We start from the raw sequence: 17280 nt of genomic DNA on the forward strand, positions 1-17280 counted from the left end.
CGCAGCCTTAAAGAATCAAAACCTGCAGGCCAGATGCCTGCCCTCCCTTAGGGAAAATTATGTCTGATATCAATAATAATGCTGCACCAGCCGAAGAAGTAGCCGTTGACGAACATTCTGTCATTGCTGTGCGTCGTGCAAAACTGGATGCCATCCGTACCAAAGGCATCGCCTTCCCGAATGACTTCCGTCCGGAAAACAAAGCCGCTGCACTGCACGAACAATATGCGTCAAAAACACGCGAAGAACTGGAAGCACTGAACATTGAAGTCAGTGTTGCCGGTCGCTTGATGTTAAGCCGCTCTGCTGGCAAGAAAGCTGCGTTTGCCACATTGCAGGATGCGTCCGGCATCAAGGCTGATGGTCGCATACAGTTGTATATCACTACTGATAAAACTGGCGAAGCTGAAATGGAAGCCTTCCATCAGTATGACCTGGGTGATATTCTCGGTGTTGTCGGCGTTCTGTTCAAAACCAAAACCGACGAACTGACCGTCAAGGTTACAACACTGCGTCTGCTGACCAAATCCCTGCGCCCATTGCCTGACAAATTCCATGGCCTGGCCAATCAGGAAACCAAATACCGTCAGCGTTATGTCGACCTGATCATGAGCGAAGACACGCGTCGTACCTTCAAGGCACGCACGGCAGCCATGAACTCCATACGCACATTCATGAACAGCAATGATTTCATGGAAGTGGAAACACCAATGCTGCACGTGATACCTGGCGGCGCTGCTGCCAAGCCTTTCATCACACATCACAATGCGCTGGACATGCAGATGTATTTGCGTATCGCGCCTGAACTGTATCTGAAACGTCTGGTAGTCGGCGGCTTCGACCGCGTGTTTGAAGTCAACCGCAACTTCCGCAATGAAGGCGTATCACCACGCCACAATCCGGAATTCACGATGATGGAATTCTATGCAGCCTATGTCGATTACAAATGGCTCATGGATTTCACCGAGCAAGTCATACGCAAGGCAGCTGAAGATGCACATGGCACAGCCGTACTGACCTATCAGGGCCGTGAACTGGATTTGAGCAAGCCTTTCCAGCGTCTGACCATCGTTGGCGCCATCAACAAATACGCGCCAAATTACACGAATGAGCAATTGCATGATGCTGAATTCATCAAGGCAGAATTGCTGAAATTTGGTGTCAAACCTTTCGCTACAGCCGGCCTGGGTGCATTGCAATTGGCCCTGTTTGAAGAAACCGCCGAAGCACAGTTGTGGGACCCGACCTATATCATCGATTACCCGGTCGAAGTCTCACCATTGGCACGTGCATCTGACACTGTTGCAGGTATCACAGAACGTTTCGAGTTGTTCATGACCGGTCGCGAAATCGCCAATGGCTTCTCGGAATTGAATGACGCCGAAGACCAGGCAGCGCGCTTCCAGGCACAGGTAGCAGCCAAGGATGCCGGTGACGAAGAAGCCATGTACTACGACGCCGATTACATCCGCGCCCTGGAATATGGCCTGCCACCAACCGGTGGCTGCGGCATAGGCATAGACCGTTTGATGATGCTGATTACCGATTCACCAAACATCCGTGACGTGATCCTGTTCCCGCATTTGCGCCGGGAAGATTAGAACTCATTTCATAAATAGGGGTGAGATGCGTTTGTCTCATAACGAGGGCTGGCAAGGCGGACGAGGCAGTCAATAGCGGGTCTATTGACAACGAGTCCAACGCAGTCCAGCACGCGTTATGAGGCAAACCCTTCGGGAGCTGGCGATTCGGGCGCATTGCAGCGTTGCGCCGCTTGCTAAGGCACCAGCCTTAGCTGCGCGTCACGCCTTGCACTGCATCCCGAATCGCCTTGCTCGCACTCATCCCTATTGATGAAATGAGTTCTAATAATTGACATAGTCAAGCATAAATGATGAAGGGACTGTAGAATTTGCAGTCCCTTTTTTTTTTGCCATCTTCCGCCATCTTCTGCCATCAAGTAAATCCTGCCATGCCACCAGTCCATCCGCTTAAAAAACTCCTGAATTATGCCAAGGCCTATAAAACAGATTTTCGCCTGGCAACCATTTATTCAATATTGAACAAATTCTTTGATGTTTTGCCGGAAGTATTGATTGGTGTCGCTGTCGATATCGTCATCAATGGCGACAAGAGTTTTCTCGCAAAACGGGTCCTGGGCGGCTTTGGCATTACCGACACCTGGCACCAACTGATGTTCCTTGGCATAGTGAATGCCATCATCTGGGGTGGTGAATCCTGGTTTGAATACCTGCTATCCATCAAATGGCGCAAGCTTGCACAGAATCTGCAACATGACTTGCGACTGGATGCCTATGACCATGTGCAAAAACTGGAAATGGCCTATTTCGAAAACCAGCGCACCGGCAACCTGATGTCCATCCTGAATGAAGATATCAACCAGATGGAACGCTTCCTGAATGGTGGCGCAAATCAGATCATCCAGGTCATCTGCTCATCCATCATGGTTAGCGCGGTATTCTTTACATTGCAACCTTCGCTGGCAGTCATTTCGCTGTTGCCGGTACCGGCCATTCTCATCGGTGCGTTCTGGTTTCAAAAACGTCTGGCGCCTCGCTATTCGGAAGTACGTGAAGCAGCCGGCGATGTCAGCGCCAGGTTGAATAATAATTTGCTGGGCCTGGCTACCATCAAGGCCTTCGCTACCGAAAGCTTTGAAAAAAACCACATCGCCGAAGCCAGTGACGCCTACAGGCAGGCAAATACGCGCGCCATTGCCATCAGTTCAGCCATCACGCCTGTCATCCGTATGGCGATTCTGGCTGGCTTTACCGCCACTCTGGTATATGGTGGCTGGCTGACCTTGCAGGGCGAACTGGCGGTGGGTGCTTATTCTGTGCTGGTCTACCTGACCCAGCGCCTGCTATGGCCCATGACAGGTCTGGCAGAGGTTGCCGACATGTATCAACGTTCCATGTCCGCGATAGACCGGGCCATGGGCTTGCTGGATACCAAAATCAATATCACTTATGAAGGCAAGCATGTATCGCCAGACCAGGTCAAAGGTGAATTGCATTTCAATAACGTCGAATTTGCCTACGGTGAACAAAAAACCCTGCAGGCAATCAACCTGCACATCCCGGCAGGCAAAACCGTTGCTTTTGTCGGCTCTACCGGCTCCGGCAAATCCACGCTGGTTAAACTGCTGTTGCGCTTTTATTCACCCACCTCAGGTCGTATTACCCTGGACGGGAATGAAATCAGCGAACTGAATTTGCAGGATTTACGCCGCACGATCGGCTATGTGGCACAAGACAGCTTCCTGACCGATGGTACGATCGCCGAAAATATTGCCTACGGCGTGCACGGTGCCAGTGATGCAGCCATTGCCGAAGCCGCACAAGCTGCCGAGGCCACGGAATTCATTTCCAGATTGCCACTGGGTTTTGCCACCCGCATTGGTGAACGTGGTCAAAAATTGTCAGGCGGTCAACGCCAGCGCCTCGCATTGGCCAGGGCTATCCTGAAGAATCCGCCCATCCTGATCCTGGATGAAGCCACCAGTGCAGTCGACAATGAAACCGAAGCCGCCATACAGCGCAGCCTGGACGTGGTCAGCCGCAACCGCAGTACCATCGTGATTGCCCACCGCCTGTCTACCGTGCGCCAGGCTGATTGCATACATCTGCTGGAAGCTGGCAAAATAATGGAAAGCGGTACTCATGAAGAATTGTTAAGCCTGGATGGCGGCTATGCTGCCCTGTGGCGCTTGCAGACTGGCGAAAGAAGCCATGCCTGATACATACGGGCATGCCAGTTACCAGGCTATGCCATCCATGATTTGACGATATTTTTCATCATATGCCGGAAGATAATGTTACTCTCGCGCCAAGGAGTGTATATCGCATGAAGAAATCTCTTACCATAGGCGTGGCCGCTGGCGTGATGACCTTGCTGGGTATCACCTCATACCAGGCTATCGCCTACGTGACCCAGGTTGCGCCTGCCAGCAGCGCAGCAGTCAGCATGCCGGTCAAGGCTTTTGAAGTTGATCCAACCTGGGTCAAGGAAGGCACCCCCAACTTCAGGGCAACCGAATTTTTCAAATCCCATGATGGCAAAACCAGTTCCGGCATTTTTGAATGCGATGGCCCCTCCACTTTTGAATGGCATTACCAGCTTGATGAAACCATCTATGTACTCGACGGTGGAGTAGATATCGAGTATCAGGGCAAGCGCTTCTCACTGAAACCAGGTGAAACCGCATTTTTCCGCGCAGGTACAAGCGCACTCTGGCATGTCCCCAAAGGCATACGCAAAACCTGGACCCTGCATGACGCAGGCAAACCAGCCCGTGGCCTGGCCAAATTGCTGGGCTGATCCAGTTAATTCAGTTGATCCAGCATTTCCCTCAACAAAAGAAGCTTGCCCAATCCAGGCAAGCTTCTTCGCTTAAATTGACTTAAGCCTAACTGACTTAAGCCTTCCAGGTCACTGCTTTGGCCAGTGCCAGGGCACTCAGGAAAGCATTTTCCACTCTGCCCGCCCCCTCCAGACCAGCAGCAAACCAGTCACCGCAAACGCCAAGGCCTTGTTTGTCATTCCACAGGCAATCCACAGCCAAAGGGTTTTCTGCCTGCGCATATCGCCAGCGATGGGCGACTGCGTGTATCGGCTGTATACGGGAACCCGTAGCCTCATGGAAAGCCTTGGTCAATTTTTCCTTGACGCGTTCCGCGTCGTCTTCCAGATGTTCGAGGCTCCAGGCAGGTGTTGCATGACAGACCCAGCGCTCACCAGCACGATGCAGCGGTTTTGCATTGTCACGCGCAATCCAGCCCAGACGTGACTGATTGACCCAGGCACCGTCATAGGTCAGATCAAGCGAGCTTTGAAAACCCAGCATCAGCGTCCAGCATGGCGCCAGTCTGGCTTGTTTGGCCTGCTTTGCCATGGCAGGTGCGACTGACAACAAGACTTCTGCCTGGTCTGCGGGTATCGCCAGGATAACGCCGTCGAAGGGGCCAGCCGTAGCAGCAATGGGAACGGTACTGGATTGCACTGACAGTAACCATTGTTTACCCTGATTTTCCAGTGCGGTGACCTGCTGCTCGCTACGGATATCCAGCCCATGTGCAAGCTGCTTGCATAAAGCGTTCATACCCGGTACCGGCACATACCGTGTACCACTGCGGCCGGCTGCCTTGCTGATGCCAGCATCCAGTGTCGCCAGCTTGGCAGTCCAGGGTACCACCCAGCCAAATTTTTTCCAGTCTGCAATCTCTTTCTTGAAACGATCCGATGTCGCGGTGAAATATTGCGCGCCATGATCAAAGCCACCCAGTTCAGTTTGCCTGGTACTCATGCGGCCGCTGACACCCATGCTTTTTTCATACACGGTGACATGATGGCCTTGCGATTGCAATTGCCGCGCAACGGTCAAACCCGATAATCCTGCACCAACAACAGCGATATGCATAGTATTTCCCTTTATTTGAGGCAATAAAAAACGCCCGCTTAGTGTGCTTGCGGGCGTCAATTTAAATTCGGTCAGGCATCCGGGATCACTGCTCGTTTTCTTCAACTGGCCAGTCGCGGATATATGCCTTCAGCATCTTGTTTTCAAAGCTTTGCGCTTCGAGTACGGCTTTCGCCACATCATAGAATGAAATCACCCCAAGCAGGGTTTTCGCATTCATCACAGGCAGGTAGCGCGAGTGTTTTTCCAGCATCATGCGACGCACTTCATTGACTTCAGTTTCCGGTGTCACCGTCAGCGGGTGATCATCCATATATTTGCGCACAGTGCCTGCGCCCAGGGAGCCCTGGTTTTTATGAATCGCGCGTATGACTTCGCGGAAGGTCAGTATGCCAACCAGATCACCGTACTCCATCACGACCAGAGAACCGATATCTTTCTCTTCCATGAAGCTGACAGCGTCGGTAATAGGGATATCAGGCGTGATCGTGAAAAGTATGTTGCCTTTCACTTGAAGTATCTCTGAGACTTTCATGATGCCCCTCCGTTTGTGTTTTTGTGATCGTTATGTGGACGTTATTTGGTCGTTATTGGCAATGTATAGCAAGCCCTGCAAAAAATCCAGCACGTAACATATTTTTCCTGCCAAAAACACGCGAATTTTGCAAGCAGCACTGCAGCGATGGTAGCATTGCTGCCTTACATATGGAGAGTCTCCCCCCATGAGCGGACCTAAATACCACGGCTTTGACACCTTATCCCTGCATGCCGGTGCTGCGCCAGACCCAGCCACCGGTGCACGCGCCACACCTATCTATCTTACCTCTTCTTTTGTTTTCAAGGATTCTGACCACGCAGCCTCGCTTTTCAATATGGAGCGCGCTGGCCATGTTTATTCACGCATATCGAATCCAACCAATGCCGTACTCGAAGAAAGAATTGCCGCACTGGAAGGTGGCGTTGCCGGTATCGCCGTTGCCAGCGGGCAAGCTGCCATGCATCTGGGTCTGTGCACCATTGCCGGCGCTGGCTCTCACGTAGTGGCTTCACGTGCCCTCTATGGCGGCTCGCAAAACCTGCTGGCTTACACCATGAAACGGTTTGGCATAGAAACGAGCTTTGTCGACCCGCGCGATCTGGATGCCTGGCGTGCTGCCATACGCCCGAATACCAAGGTATTGTTTGCCGAGACCCTGGGTAACCCTGGTCTGGATGTATTGAATATCCCCGCTGTAGCCGCCATTGCGCATGAAAATCATTTACCACTAATGGTAGATGCCACCTTTACCACCCCCTATCTGCTGAAACCATTTGAACATGGTGCTGACCTGGTGTTTCACTCTGCCACCAAATTCCTGTGCGGTCATGGCACGGCTATCGGCGGCTTACTGGTGGATGGCGGTACATTTGACTGGCAGGCTGCCTATGAAAAAACGGGCCGTTTTGCTGAATTGTGTGAACCCTATGACGGCTTTCATGGCATGGTTTTTTCAGAAGAATCTACCGTTGCTGCATTCTCGCTACGGGCCAGACGCGAGGGCTTGCGTGATTTCGGCGCCTGCATGAGTCCGCACAATGCCTTTAACATATTACAAGGCATAGAAACCCTGGGCTTGCGCATGGACAGGCATGTCGCCAATACCCGCAAGGTCGTCGAATTTCTGGTGGCACATCCGGCAGTGGCGTCGGTCTCTTACCCTGAACTGGAATCCCATCCTGACCATGTGCTGGCAAAAACCTTGTTACCCAAAGGTTGCGGCGCAGTATTTTCATTCAATCTCAAGGGCGATCGCGCTGCGGGCCAGCGCTTTGTCGAAGCGCTCAATATCTTCTCTCATCTTGCCAATGTAGGTGATGCGAAGTCTCTCGTGATCCATCCGGCATCCACCACCCATTTCCGGGTACCGGCAGAACAATTGCTGGCATCCGGCATCAGCGAAGGCACCATGCGCCTGTCCATAGGACTGGAAGATGCAGATGATTTAATCGACGACCTGACACGCGGCCTGAAAGCGGCCCTGAAAGGAGCCTGAGATGATTTTCCAGGTAAACGGCCAGGCAGCCTATTGTTATACCGGTGGTAAAAACTTCAATCCGGCGCAGACGACGGTAGTATTCATTCACGGTGCCCAGAATGATCATTCAGTGTGGGGCTTACAGACACGTTATTTTGCCCATCACGGTTTTAATGTGCTGGCAGTTGACTTGCCAGGCCATGGACGCAGCAAAGGGGCAGCACTGAGCAGTGTGGAACAGATGGCTGACTGGCTGCTTGCCTTGCTGGATGTGGCAGGCTTAGAACAAGCCATGCTGGTTGGACACAGCATGGGTTCACTGATCGCACTGGAAGCCTGCTACAAGGCTCCAGCACGTGTCAGCAGGCTGGTCATGGTTGGTACTGCCTACCCCATGCGGGTATCGGATACGTTACTGAATGCGGCACGTGACGAAGAACAAACAGCCATTGATATGGTAAATATCTGGTCACACACTTCGATTGCGCACAAACCATCCTGTCCGGGCCCGGGATTTTACGTCATGGGCGTCAGTCAGCGTTTGATGCAGCGCATTTCGGCCATCAATCCGGATAAAGTATTCCACACCGACTTTGCCGCCTGCAACGCCTATGCCAATGGTGAAGTGGCTGCGCTCTCAGTAGCTTGCCCTACTTTGTTTATTCTCGGCAAGAAAGACATGATGACACCTGTCAAGGCCAGCCTTGTCCTGAGTAAGGCCATCGCCCACAGCCGGCAAATCATCATAGAAAACTGCGGTCATTCGCTGATGGCAGAACAGGCCGATCAGGTTTTGACGGCCTTACTCGACTTTGCCAGGGTTTGATAATGACGGTAAAAAGATGGCGATGACACTGGAAAGCTGGGCATTATTCACCGCCACCGAAGCGGCCCTGTCGCTATCGCCCGGCCCGGCAGTGATGATGGTGGTAGCGTATGGCATAGCACGCGGCTGGCGCACATCACTGTTTGTGACGCTAGGGATATTGACGGGCAATGCAATTTATTTTGCAGTATCGGCGACCGGCATAGGTTCGCTGATACTGGCTTCACCCAAAGTATTCATGGCGATCAAGTATCTGGGTGCGGCTTATCTTGTCTATCTTGGCTTGTCGGCCATTTTTGGCAAGCCATCACCGCTGACCATATCCAAACTGGATGGAGTGGCGCTCAGCGGCAGAAGGATATTCAGCAGCGCATTGATGCTGCAATTGACCAACCCCAAAACCCTGCTGATGTTCGTGGCGATATTGCCGCAATTTATCGACCCCAAAGAACCGGTCGGTGTGCAGATGATGATACTGGCAGCCTGTTCCATCATCCCGGAATTTTTTATCCTGCTGGGATATGGCATGCTGGCCAGCAAAGCCAGCCATTGGGCAACGCAGGAAAGGTATGCGGTCATTACAGAAAGAATTGCCGGCACCCTGGTGACAGGGGCCGGTATCATGGTCGCACTGGTTTAATTCTGTATGCCTGGCGTTCTTATGCGTGGGCGGGCAAGCGCTGGTTCAGGCCTGCCAGATAATCTGCCCTGAAACGGCGCAGGACATAGTCCTTGTAATTGTCATGTTTGAGTGTGTCCCAGGCCACTTCCCTGCCCTTGCAGGATTTTTCCTTGGCGGCGGTGAGTACCTCCTGGCTCAGTTCCAGGTTGGCATCGGTCATCAATTCATAGCCATACAGTTGCATGAATTCCTTGGTCAGGCTTTCTATTACTTCAATTTCGCGCATGCTCAACTGCTGTTTGAACTTGTCCTTGTTCGCCATCACCGGCGGGAAGCGATTTGTTTCCCACAGGGCTGACATATGAGATATTTGCTGCGCCTCGGCAGAATGGCTGACATCCAGCATTTCCGGCAAAAATGTGATGCCAAAAAACGTGCAAATCGCCCGCAAGACCGTTTCCTGGTTACTTAAAAAATCTTCATAGCGTATCGTCAATACCTGATCAGGGTGCCGCTGTATGATATCGCGCGACAACTGATGCGCTTCCAGCCAGGCCATGGCGTTCAGGGTGGAATCATAATCATGAATGATGGCCTTGTTCATGGACGCAACCTGGGCCCTGGGGTCCCGTACCACGTTCAGGAACAGCATATTCGGAAATATCTGCAAAAGCTCTTCTGCGTAATGCACGCTGTCCAGCGATTTATCCATGACGATGCTGGCATGGTGATGTTCGCCCGTGCGTAGCAGCAGCTCCCACAATATCCTGTGCACGCTACGTTTGTCGTTCCGGATCGATTCAAAGACATCCACGGGATCAAATACCATGTCTTTCCATTTCACCATGCTGGCAGCCTGCAAGCCAACCACATCAACCACCAGACGGAAATAGTTTTCATCATCCTCCAGATCGCCGTAGCGTGGAACCAAAGGCATGAAATCGATAATATGCAGGGGATAAGGCGAATAAAATTCTTCGCTATTGTTCAGACGCAAACGCAGGGCATGGCTGCCACAACGTCGCAACGGTATCATCAGCACAGGAGTTGGTCGCTTACTGGCGGTTGCCACTTCTTTTACGCTGGTCACACTATCTGATCCTGCCATGATGCTCTCCCCATGCTTAAGTTTTGAAAGGGTTTGAAATATCTGAAAGGTCTGAACCCGAAAGATCGCCTTACTTTCCTGCCTGCTTATGACAGGCTGAACTGCTGTTTTTCCATTTTTTCGAAATAAGCAATAAAAGTTTGTATGAAACTGTCCACTTCCGATGCCGGTAAATGATTAATGCCACCTGCACCACGTCGCCCACCGCCACTGACAAACGCAGTACAGAATTGATTTGCCGGGCAATTGTCGGTATCACCTGAACGTATGCTGACAACATAACTGCCATCCGGCTTTGCCGTCAGCACGGCAAAGGATTTGCCAGGCTGTTCCTGTGTTAACTGATTCGCCAGGATGCCTGAAACACGCCTGGCCCAGGCTTGTGCGGGCAAGACATAGACGGCAGACAATTCACTTTGCGTAGAGGCCCGCAAGCCCTGCATGGCAGCCATGTCGCTGGCATACGCATCACGTAGTACAGAAAACGGCACGGCATTATTCACAAAATCAAAAGGATCCAGATAGGCATGTATTGCCCCGTACAAAACTGCGGGATGAAAATGCAAGTCATCCACCGATTCGCCATAAGCGTTGTAATTGAACAGTGTGCCAAGCTCTTGCAATTGGCTGCATTGCGATGTATCCAGGCCAGCCTGACTGGCAATGGCCTGGGCTACTTCCGGTAAATTGTCACCATAGGCGGCGACTACTGCCCATTTCCAATGTTTGCCATTCAAATGACGATTAACCAGTATGCTGCTGCAGACATCTGCCGCCATATCGCAATGCAGACGCAGGCGTTCATGCGTAAAAGCCTGCGTCGCAGCATGGTGATCGAAATACGTAATCTCTGCACCGGCAGCAAGGTGCTGGCGCAATGCCACGATATTGCTGTCCAGAGAAATATCCAGCACAGTCAGCAGGTCACCCAACTGTGATTTGAAACGACTCAGCAAATCGATATCCCGCTTGGCACCGGTAATTAATTTCGCCTGACGCGGTTCTGCCAGCCTGAGTTGATGCAAGGCACAAATGCCATCAGCATCACCATTGAATACATCATAGGCATGTACAGAATTGTTGGTATCGGCAAACATGGATTTTCCCGCTATTTGATATAACACAATCCTATCAGGTGCCTGTACAGTTTTTCTGCTGCTTCTTCTATCGTAAACATTTCAGAATTGATTTCCAGATCAGGGTCCTGCGGTGCTTCATACGGTGCAGAGATACCTGTAAATTCTGGTATCTCGCCCCTGCGTGCTTTTGCATACAGACCTTTGGGGTCACGTCTTTCGCAGACCACACCAGGCGTGCTGACATGCACTTCGATGAAACGTTCTTCACTGATGATTTCTTTGGCCATGGCCCGGTCAGCCTGAAATGGAGAAATAAAAGCCGTAATAACGATCATGCCGGCTTCATTGAGCAGGTGGGCAACCTCTGCAGCCCGGCGGATGTTTTCACGCCTGTCATGCGGTGAAAACCCCAGATCACTGTTAAGGTGATGCCGCAGGTTATCCCCGTCCACCACGAAGCAGCAATGGCCACGTTCCAGCAAGAGTTTTTCCAGTGCGTATGCCAGCGTCGATTTACCCGCACCACTCAAGCCAGTCAGCCACAAGGTCGCTGGACTCTGGCGCAACAAGCGTTCGCGTGCCATCGAAGTGACAGCGCCGTAATGCCAGTTGATGTCTCCCACACGGGACTGTGGATTGTGCACAAAACGCCCCATTTTGGTCCTGCGTTCAACCTGCACATTTTCTTTCGGCGCTTCGTCCAGTACTCTTGTGCTTACTTGCATTTTCAGACTCCCGGTTCAACAAAGACGATGTTTACTTTCAGAATTCTTCCCAATCCTGCGTGTCCGTTTTGCGGACAGCACTGGCACTACCTGTGCTGGTAACCCGTTTGATCTGTTTGACATTTGCCTTGTTTTTTTCCATCGTCGCCTTCTTGATCAGCGAGACGACTTTTTTATCGTTGACCATCGGCTCACGCCAGCCAGGTTCCGCAAATTTTTCGGATGCAAGCTGGAAGGTGCTGACCAGCGATGACAAATCGTCTGCCTGATTTTGCAAGGCACTGGCAGCAGCGGCGGCTTCTTCCACCAGAGCAGCATTTTGCTGGGTCACATCATCCATCTGCACGATGGCTTCGTTGATTTGCTCTATGCCTGCGGTCTGTTCCTGACTGGCCATCATGATTTCAGTCATGATGCTGGTCACGCGTTTGATACTGGCGACGATTTCTTCCATCGTGACACCCGCCTGATCAACCAGTTTTGCGCCGATATCCACCTTGGTGACGGAATCATCAATCAGGAACTTGATTTCACGCGCTGCCTCGGCTGAACGTTGCGCAAGATTGCGCACTTCTGTTGCTACCACGGCAAAGCCACGCCCCTGCTCACCCGCACGTGCAGCTTCCACTGCCGCGTTCAATGCGAGAATATTGGTTTGAAATGCAATGCCATCAATCACACCGATGATGTCAACAATCTTGCGGGAAGATGTGTTGATGGAACCCATGGTTTGCACCACCTCGGACACCACAGTGCCGCCCTTGACAGCCACATCCGACGCAGATTGCGCCAGCACATTGGCCTGTCTTGCACTGTCCGCATTTTGTTTGACTGTCGAAGTCAGCTCTTCCATCGATGAAGCCGTTTCTTCGAGCGAGCCAGCCTGTTGTTCAGTGCGTGAAGACAGATCCATATTGCCGGATGCAATCTGCCTGGATGCAGTTGCTATCGTATCGGTACCTGAACGTACCTGCCCAACGATACTGGCCAGCCCATTTTGCATTTCCTGCATGGCATGCATGAGACTATGCGTATCCTTGTCAGCCAGGCGTATCGGTACCGACAGATCGCCTGCTGCAATTCTTTCGGCAATCGTAACGGCATAACGTGGTTCGCCACCCAGTTGTTTCAACAGACTCCTGACGATCATCAAGGCAGCCAGCACACCGACAAACAGGGCAACCGCACCAAATATATACATGAGCTTATTGGCACTGGCGTAATCAAGCTCTGCCTGCGCAATGGCATCTGTGTTCTGTTTTTCTTCCAGAGCAATCATGTCACTCAGCAATTCCCACCATTTTTTCTGTATGGGGCGGAATTCAAAACGCAGCATCTTGTATGCTTCCGGGCCTTGCTTGTTGACACCTAATTCAGCGGCTTTGGCGATGAAAGGTTCAGACAGTCTGGCCTGGTCGCGAATACGGCCCAGCAAGGCCAGCTCTTCTGAGGATGCATTGGAATCTCCCTTGAGCATCTTGGTGAGTTTTTCTTCGGCATCAGCATATTTGCCTGCCTGCGCCTTGATACGATTGACCTCTATCTGAATTTCAGCAGCATCCGACAAAAGGATAAGATTGCGCAAGGCCAGGGCACGCTCGGTCACCGTCAGGTACATGGTCGAGGCCAGCTTGGATTGCACATTATTGACGTTGGCAATTTCTTCCATGCGCTGATGCATCTTTGCCATATACGTGGTCCCCAACAACAAAACCACCAGCAACAAGCTCAACACCAGTCCAAAACCAGTAATAAGCCTGGTCGAGACTTTCAAGTTTTCAATCTTCATGATTTCTCCCAAAAACGTGAGTCAGCTAAAAAGTTTGACTGGGTCCGGGCTTGCTGCAAATTAATGCATAAGCACATATTGCCACATAGATTTTGATGCCACAAGGAAATTATTAAATATTGTTAACTTGCATATTCCCGTTTAATATCAATTACTTAAACAGATTAATTATGACTATCACCATCAAATTCTTAGTAGCAAAAACCAAATAACCATATTTGTTTAATAGATATCAGATTGCATCTTAGTGTATATTTTTATAATGTCAATATTGCAATTTGGTATTTTTATTAATTTAATTTCTCACCTGCATGTCCTGATCGCACGTTGCAAATTACATACACCTATAAGACCAGTTTAAAAAACCGGATGATTAATCCATAATAAAAATCTGAATGCACAGCAGTAGATTTAATGATTAATTTAGCGGTTGATTTAGCCATTAAAACCAAGCAGGGAAGCAGCTAAATCCAGATCAGTAAAATAAAAAATGATGGGCGAGGAGACAAGGCAATGGCAGAAAAATATACGAACTTTTCAGCGTTCTATGCGTTTTACCTGACAGAACACAGCAACCGGACCTGCCGGCAATTGCACTTTATGGGGTCCAGTCTGGTGCTGCTTTGCATAGCGCTGTTTGCGTACACCGGTAATGGCCAGTTTCTACTGGGTGCGCCTGTCTGCGGCTATGGTTTCGCCTGGATAGGACATTTCATGTTTGAGAAAAACCGGCCCGCTTCTTTCAAACAGCCAGTGTTTTCCTTCATGGGGGATTGGGTCATGTACTGGCAATTACTGACTGGAAAAATCAGCTTTGGCCAGCAAGATACAACGCGCAAGACCTGAAATGACAATGCCGCCCTGCCATCGCCCTGTCGTTTGGCCAGAGCGGCATTGCATCAGAACAGAAAACAATCAGGCAAACAGATACACCATGCTGACATGGGGAATGCCAGCTTCTTCAAACAGTTCACCGTCGCGCACAAAACCTTCCTTGAGATAGAAATTTTCTGCTGACTGCTGTGCATTCAGGCGCACGGCCTGATCACCCCTCGCCTGCGCCTCTTTCATCAAAGCGCGCAAAATCTTTGCCCCGACACCCTGGCCGCGTGCTTCTGCCAGTACAGCCATACGGCCAATATGTGCATCAGGCAAAAGGCGTCCTGTCCCAACTGCCTTGCCATCTGCATCATAGGCAACTGCATGCACGCACTGTGCATCGGCTGCATCCCATTCCAGTTCAGCCGGAATCTTTTGTTCAATGACAAACACGGCATAGCGCACGCCCTGCGCATCTGTTTGCAGGGTAGCCCAGTCGGCAATGACCAGGCGCAGGTTTTCAGTATTCATGTTCGGGTATCCGCTGGCAGGTGCGTTTCAAAGGATGAAATTATCGCACGCCATGTATCGCTAACGGCAACTGCCTTGCGTTTTTCGGTATCGGCATAGACATACACCAGCTCGCCAGATATCAAATGGTTTTCACCAAGATAAATTTCGAGGATGAATTGCATGGAAGAACGACCGATACTGGCACAACGCACACCGATATCAAGCTCATCATCAAACCTGGCGGGTGCCATGTATTCAACCGTGGATTTGCGGGCAAACAGTTCCTTGCCCTCAGCTGCCTGGGTGATGACATTCGGCAAACCGGTGGCACGCCAGTATTCGGTAAACGCCACGTCAAAATAATTGAGGTAATTACCATTGAAGACAATCGCCTGCATATCGACTTCTGACCAGCGTACCCGCAAGCGATGAAAGAAAGCAAAATCTGCTTTGGCCATAAATCCTAACTCTGCAAAAATTGACGAATGAGACGGTTGACGCGTTCCGGCTGTTCATGGATAACCCAGTGTGAACCTTCAGGAATACGCTGTATCTGGATATCGTCAACAAAATTCTCCAGACCGTCCAGCAAGGTTTTGGGCAGCGCCTTGTCGTTTTCACCCCAGATAACACGGGTTGGTACCTTCACCTGGAAATCAGCAGGATTCAGATTCAGTTTCAACGGCCCCGGATTGGTTTCTGTAGGTGGATGCAGTGGAGAAGCACGATAGTAATTGACCCCGCCACTCAAACCACGTGCCCAGCAGGCATGGTAAGCCGCCTGGGTATCTGCATCAAACCAGGCAGCATCGCCCTGCCCCATGCCGTTAAAGAAACCATCCATGAGAGCAAAATCATCCTTGGCCAGGGCGTCCTCAGAACCCGGATTACGCAGCCAGTTCATGTATTCACTGGAAGTCTTTTGCGCAGGATCAGTCGCCAGCGCCTGCATGAACAGATAAGGATGTGGCGAATTGATGATAATCAGTTTTTCAAACAAGGCAGGCAGGGCAATCGCCATATTCCAGCATACCGCTCCACCCCAGTCATGGGCCACGACCGTGGCTTGCTGATAACCTAGATGGGCAATCAGCAAACGCAAGTCATCGACGATATGCCTGGCCTTGTAAGCGGCAACATCGGCAGGCATGTCGGACAGATTGAAACCGCGCAAATCCGGCGCTACCGCAAAATAGTCTTGTCCAAATTCGGCCAACTGAGCCGACCATTCATACCAGAACTCTGGAAAGCCATGCACGAACAGTATCAGTGGCCGCCCCCGCTCACCGGCGCTGGCAAAATGCAAGCGAGTTCCATTGTCCAGTGTGGCAAACTGATTGCTTATTATTTCTGCTGTCATTGATGCTTCTCCCTGATGCCTGCAAAGTGATGATTAAGCCTTCAACTTGGCTCTGAGCATGTCACGGATATGCGGCGCTGCCTTGTAAGGGTCACCTGGGTTGCGTTGCAGGACGATGTCTTCCATACGTTCCTGCACATTACCCAGAGCACCGGGATGCGAGAAGATATAGAACTGTTCGTCAGCAATCGCCTTGAAGGTGTTTTCAGCCACTTCTTCAGCGGTCACCTTGCCGGAATTCACAGCCTTGTCTGACATGGCCTGTGCCGCCCTTTGGCTGGCAGTTGGTGCAGAACCTGGCACGTCTTCCGGGCGATTTCTATGTGATTGTGAAATGCCGGTAGGCACAAAATACGGACACAACACAGAAGCGCCGATTGGTGCTTCGACCAGTTTCAAATCCTGATACAGGGATTCTGACAAAGACACCACAGCATGTTTGGAGACGTTATACACACCCATGGTCGGTGCATTGAGCAAGCCTGCCATGGAAGCCGTATTCACGATATGGCCTTCAAATTGCGGGTCTTTCTTCGCACATTCCAGCATCAGGTTAGTGAAGATACGCACGCCATGAATCACACCCCAAAGATTGACGCCTATCACCCAATCCCAGTCAGCCTGGGTGTTTTCCCAGATCAGGCCGCCAGAGCCAACACCGGCATTATTGAATACCAGATGCACGGCACCGAATTTTTCCATGGCGGCATCAGCCAGGGCCTGCACTTCTTCTGCGTGGCGTACATCGCAACGCATGGCCAGCACCTGTGCACCTTGCGCTTCCAGCTCTGCTTTGGTTTTATCCAGGGCATCTTGCTGCACATCAGCCAGCACCAGCTTCATACCCAGGCGTGCACCGATAATCGCAAACTCACGGCCAAAACCGCTGGCACCACCGGTGATGACGGCTACTCTGTCTTTAAATACTTTCATGTTGTCTCCTGTAATTAGTTTATTTAATGATTTTTAAATTGTGCACTTTGC

17 protein-coding genes are annotated in these 17280 nt (G+C 51.1%); 7 read left to right on the forward strand and 10 right to left on the reverse strand.

All coding sequences use genetic code 11. The features are described 5' to 3' along the window. Positions 1 to 59: 59 nt before the first annotated feature. The 3 genes from lysS to H8L32_RS01600 all read left to right on the forward strand — a co-directional run bounded on the left by lysS (position 60) and on the right by H8L32_RS01600 (position 4341). Positions 60 to 1601: a lysine--tRNA ligase gene (gene lysS / locus H8L32_RS01590; protein ID WP_186945404.1), complete on the forward strand. Its 1542-nt coding sequence runs from the start codon at positions 60 to 62 to the stop codon at positions 1599 to 1601. A gap of 371 nt (positions 1602 to 1972) precedes the next feature. Next, positions 1973 to 3760, forward strand: a complete 1788-nt coding sequence (locus H8L32_RS01595; RefSeq protein ID WP_186945405.1) for an ABC transporter ATP-binding protein — start codon at positions 1973 to 1975, stop codon at positions 3758 to 3760. A 107-nt stretch (positions 3761 to 3867) separates the two neighbouring features. Beyond that, positions 3868 to 4341, forward strand: a complete 474-nt coding sequence (locus H8L32_RS01600) for a cupin domain-containing protein (protein ID WP_186945406.1) — start codon at positions 3868 to 3870, stop codon at positions 4339 to 4341. A gap of 97 nt (positions 4342 to 4438) precedes the next feature. Here the strand turns inward: H8L32_RS01600 and H8L32_RS01605 are convergent, their stop codons facing one another. After that, positions 4439 to 5440 (reverse strand): NAD(P)/FAD-dependent oxidoreductase, encoded by a 1002-nt coding sequence (locus tag H8L32_RS01605; RefSeq protein ID WP_186945407.1) that lies wholly within the window; start codon positions 5438 to 5440, stop codon positions 4439 to 4441. 85 nt (positions 5441 to 5525) lie between these two features. Then, positions 5526 to 5975, reverse strand: coding sequence for a CBS domain-containing protein (locus H8L32_RS01610; protein WP_186945408.1), 450 nt, complete (start codon positions 5973 to 5975; stop codon positions 5526 to 5528). 187 nt (positions 5976 to 6162) lie between these two features. Between H8L32_RS01610 and H8L32_RS01615 the strand changes: the two genes are divergently transcribed. The 3 genes from H8L32_RS01615 to H8L32_RS01625 are packed head-to-tail and all read left to right on the forward strand — an operon-like array spanning position 6163 to position 8921. Beyond that, positions 6163 to 7473, forward strand: coding sequence for an O-acetylhomoserine aminocarboxypropyltransferase (locus H8L32_RS01615; protein ID WP_186945409.1), 1311 nt, complete (start codon positions 6163 to 6165; stop codon positions 7471 to 7473). 1 nt (position 7474) lies between these two features. Next, complete coding sequence (locus H8L32_RS01620) at positions 7475 to 8281, forward strand: alpha/beta fold hydrolase (protein WP_186945410.1); 807 nt, start codon at positions 7475 to 7477, stop codon at positions 8279 to 8281. 16 nt (positions 8282 to 8297) lie between these two features. After that, positions 8298 to 8921 (forward strand): LysE family translocator, encoded by a 624-nt coding sequence (locus H8L32_RS01625; RefSeq protein WP_186945411.1) that lies wholly within the window; start codon positions 8298 to 8300, stop codon positions 8919 to 8921. A 19-nt stretch (positions 8922 to 8940) separates the two neighbouring features. Here the strand turns inward: H8L32_RS01625 and H8L32_RS01630 are convergent, their stop codons facing one another. The 4 genes from H8L32_RS01630 to H8L32_RS01645 form a co-directional block, all read right to left on the reverse strand. Continuing rightward, the gene (locus H8L32_RS01630) at positions 8941 to 10011 is read right to left on the reverse strand and encodes a sulfotransferase family protein (RefSeq protein ID WP_186945412.1); all 1071 of its coding nucleotides are present in this window, start codon (positions 10009 to 10011) and stop codon (positions 8941 to 8943) included. An 86-nt stretch (positions 10012 to 10097) separates the two neighbouring features. Continuing rightward, positions 10098 to 11108 carry a hypothetical protein gene (locus H8L32_RS01635; protein ID WP_186945413.1) on the reverse strand — a complete coding sequence of 337 codons (1011 nt, stop codon included), beginning with the start codon at positions 11106 to 11108 and terminating at the stop codon, positions 10098 to 10100. Between the two features lie 11 nt (positions 11109 to 11119). Beyond that, complete coding sequence (cysC, locus tag H8L32_RS01640; RefSeq protein WP_230412036.1) at positions 11120 to 11674, reverse strand: adenylyl-sulfate kinase; 555 nt, start codon at positions 11672 to 11674, stop codon at positions 11120 to 11122. Positions 11675 to 11852: 178 nt separating this feature from the next. Next, complete coding sequence (locus H8L32_RS01645) at positions 11853 to 13604, reverse strand: methyl-accepting chemotaxis protein (RefSeq protein WP_186945414.1); 1752 nt, start codon at positions 13602 to 13604, stop codon at positions 11853 to 11855. Positions 13605 to 14117: 513 nt separating this feature from the next. On the opposite strand from H8L32_RS01645, the gene H8L32_RS01650 reads away from it, so the two are divergent. Next, positions 14118 to 14450 (forward strand): DUF962 domain-containing protein, encoded by a 333-nt coding sequence (locus H8L32_RS01650; RefSeq protein ID WP_186945415.1) that lies wholly within the window; start codon positions 14118 to 14120, stop codon positions 14448 to 14450. Positions 14451 to 14519: 69 nt separating this feature from the next. Here H8L32_RS01650 and H8L32_RS01655 read toward each other — a convergent pair whose 3' ends face one another. Genes H8L32_RS01655 through H8L32_RS01670 form a run of 4 tightly spaced genes read right to left on the reverse strand, consistent with a single transcriptional unit; the run spans position 14520 to position 17229 of the window. Continuing rightward, positions 14520 to 14954 (reverse strand): GNAT family N-acetyltransferase, encoded by a 435-nt coding sequence (locus H8L32_RS01655; protein ID WP_186945416.1) that lies wholly within the window; start codon positions 14952 to 14954, stop codon positions 14520 to 14522. Further along, entirely contained in the window at positions 14951 to 15394 is a 444-nt protein-coding gene (locus H8L32_RS01660; RefSeq protein WP_186945417.1) for an acyl-CoA thioesterase, read from the reverse strand. Before H8L32_RS01660 ends, H8L32_RS01655 begins: the two co-directional genes overlap by 4 nt. Before the next feature lie 5 nt (positions 15395 to 15399). After that, on the reverse strand, positions 15400 to 16296 hold the full coding sequence (locus tag H8L32_RS01665; protein WP_186945418.1) for an alpha/beta fold hydrolase: 897 nt from the start codon (positions 16294 to 16296) through the stop codon (positions 15400 to 15402). 33 nt (positions 16297 to 16329) lie between these two features. Next, positions 16330 to 17229, reverse strand: a complete 900-nt coding sequence (locus H8L32_RS01670) for an SDR family oxidoreductase (protein WP_186945419.1) — start codon at positions 17227 to 17229, stop codon at positions 16330 to 16332. Positions 17230 to 17280 lie beyond the last annotated feature (51 nt).

Source organism: Undibacterium hunanense (genome assembly GCF_014284335.1).
Taxonomy (GTDB): Bacteria; Pseudomonadota; Gammaproteobacteria; order Burkholderiales; family Burkholderiaceae_D; genus Undibacterium; species Undibacterium hunanense.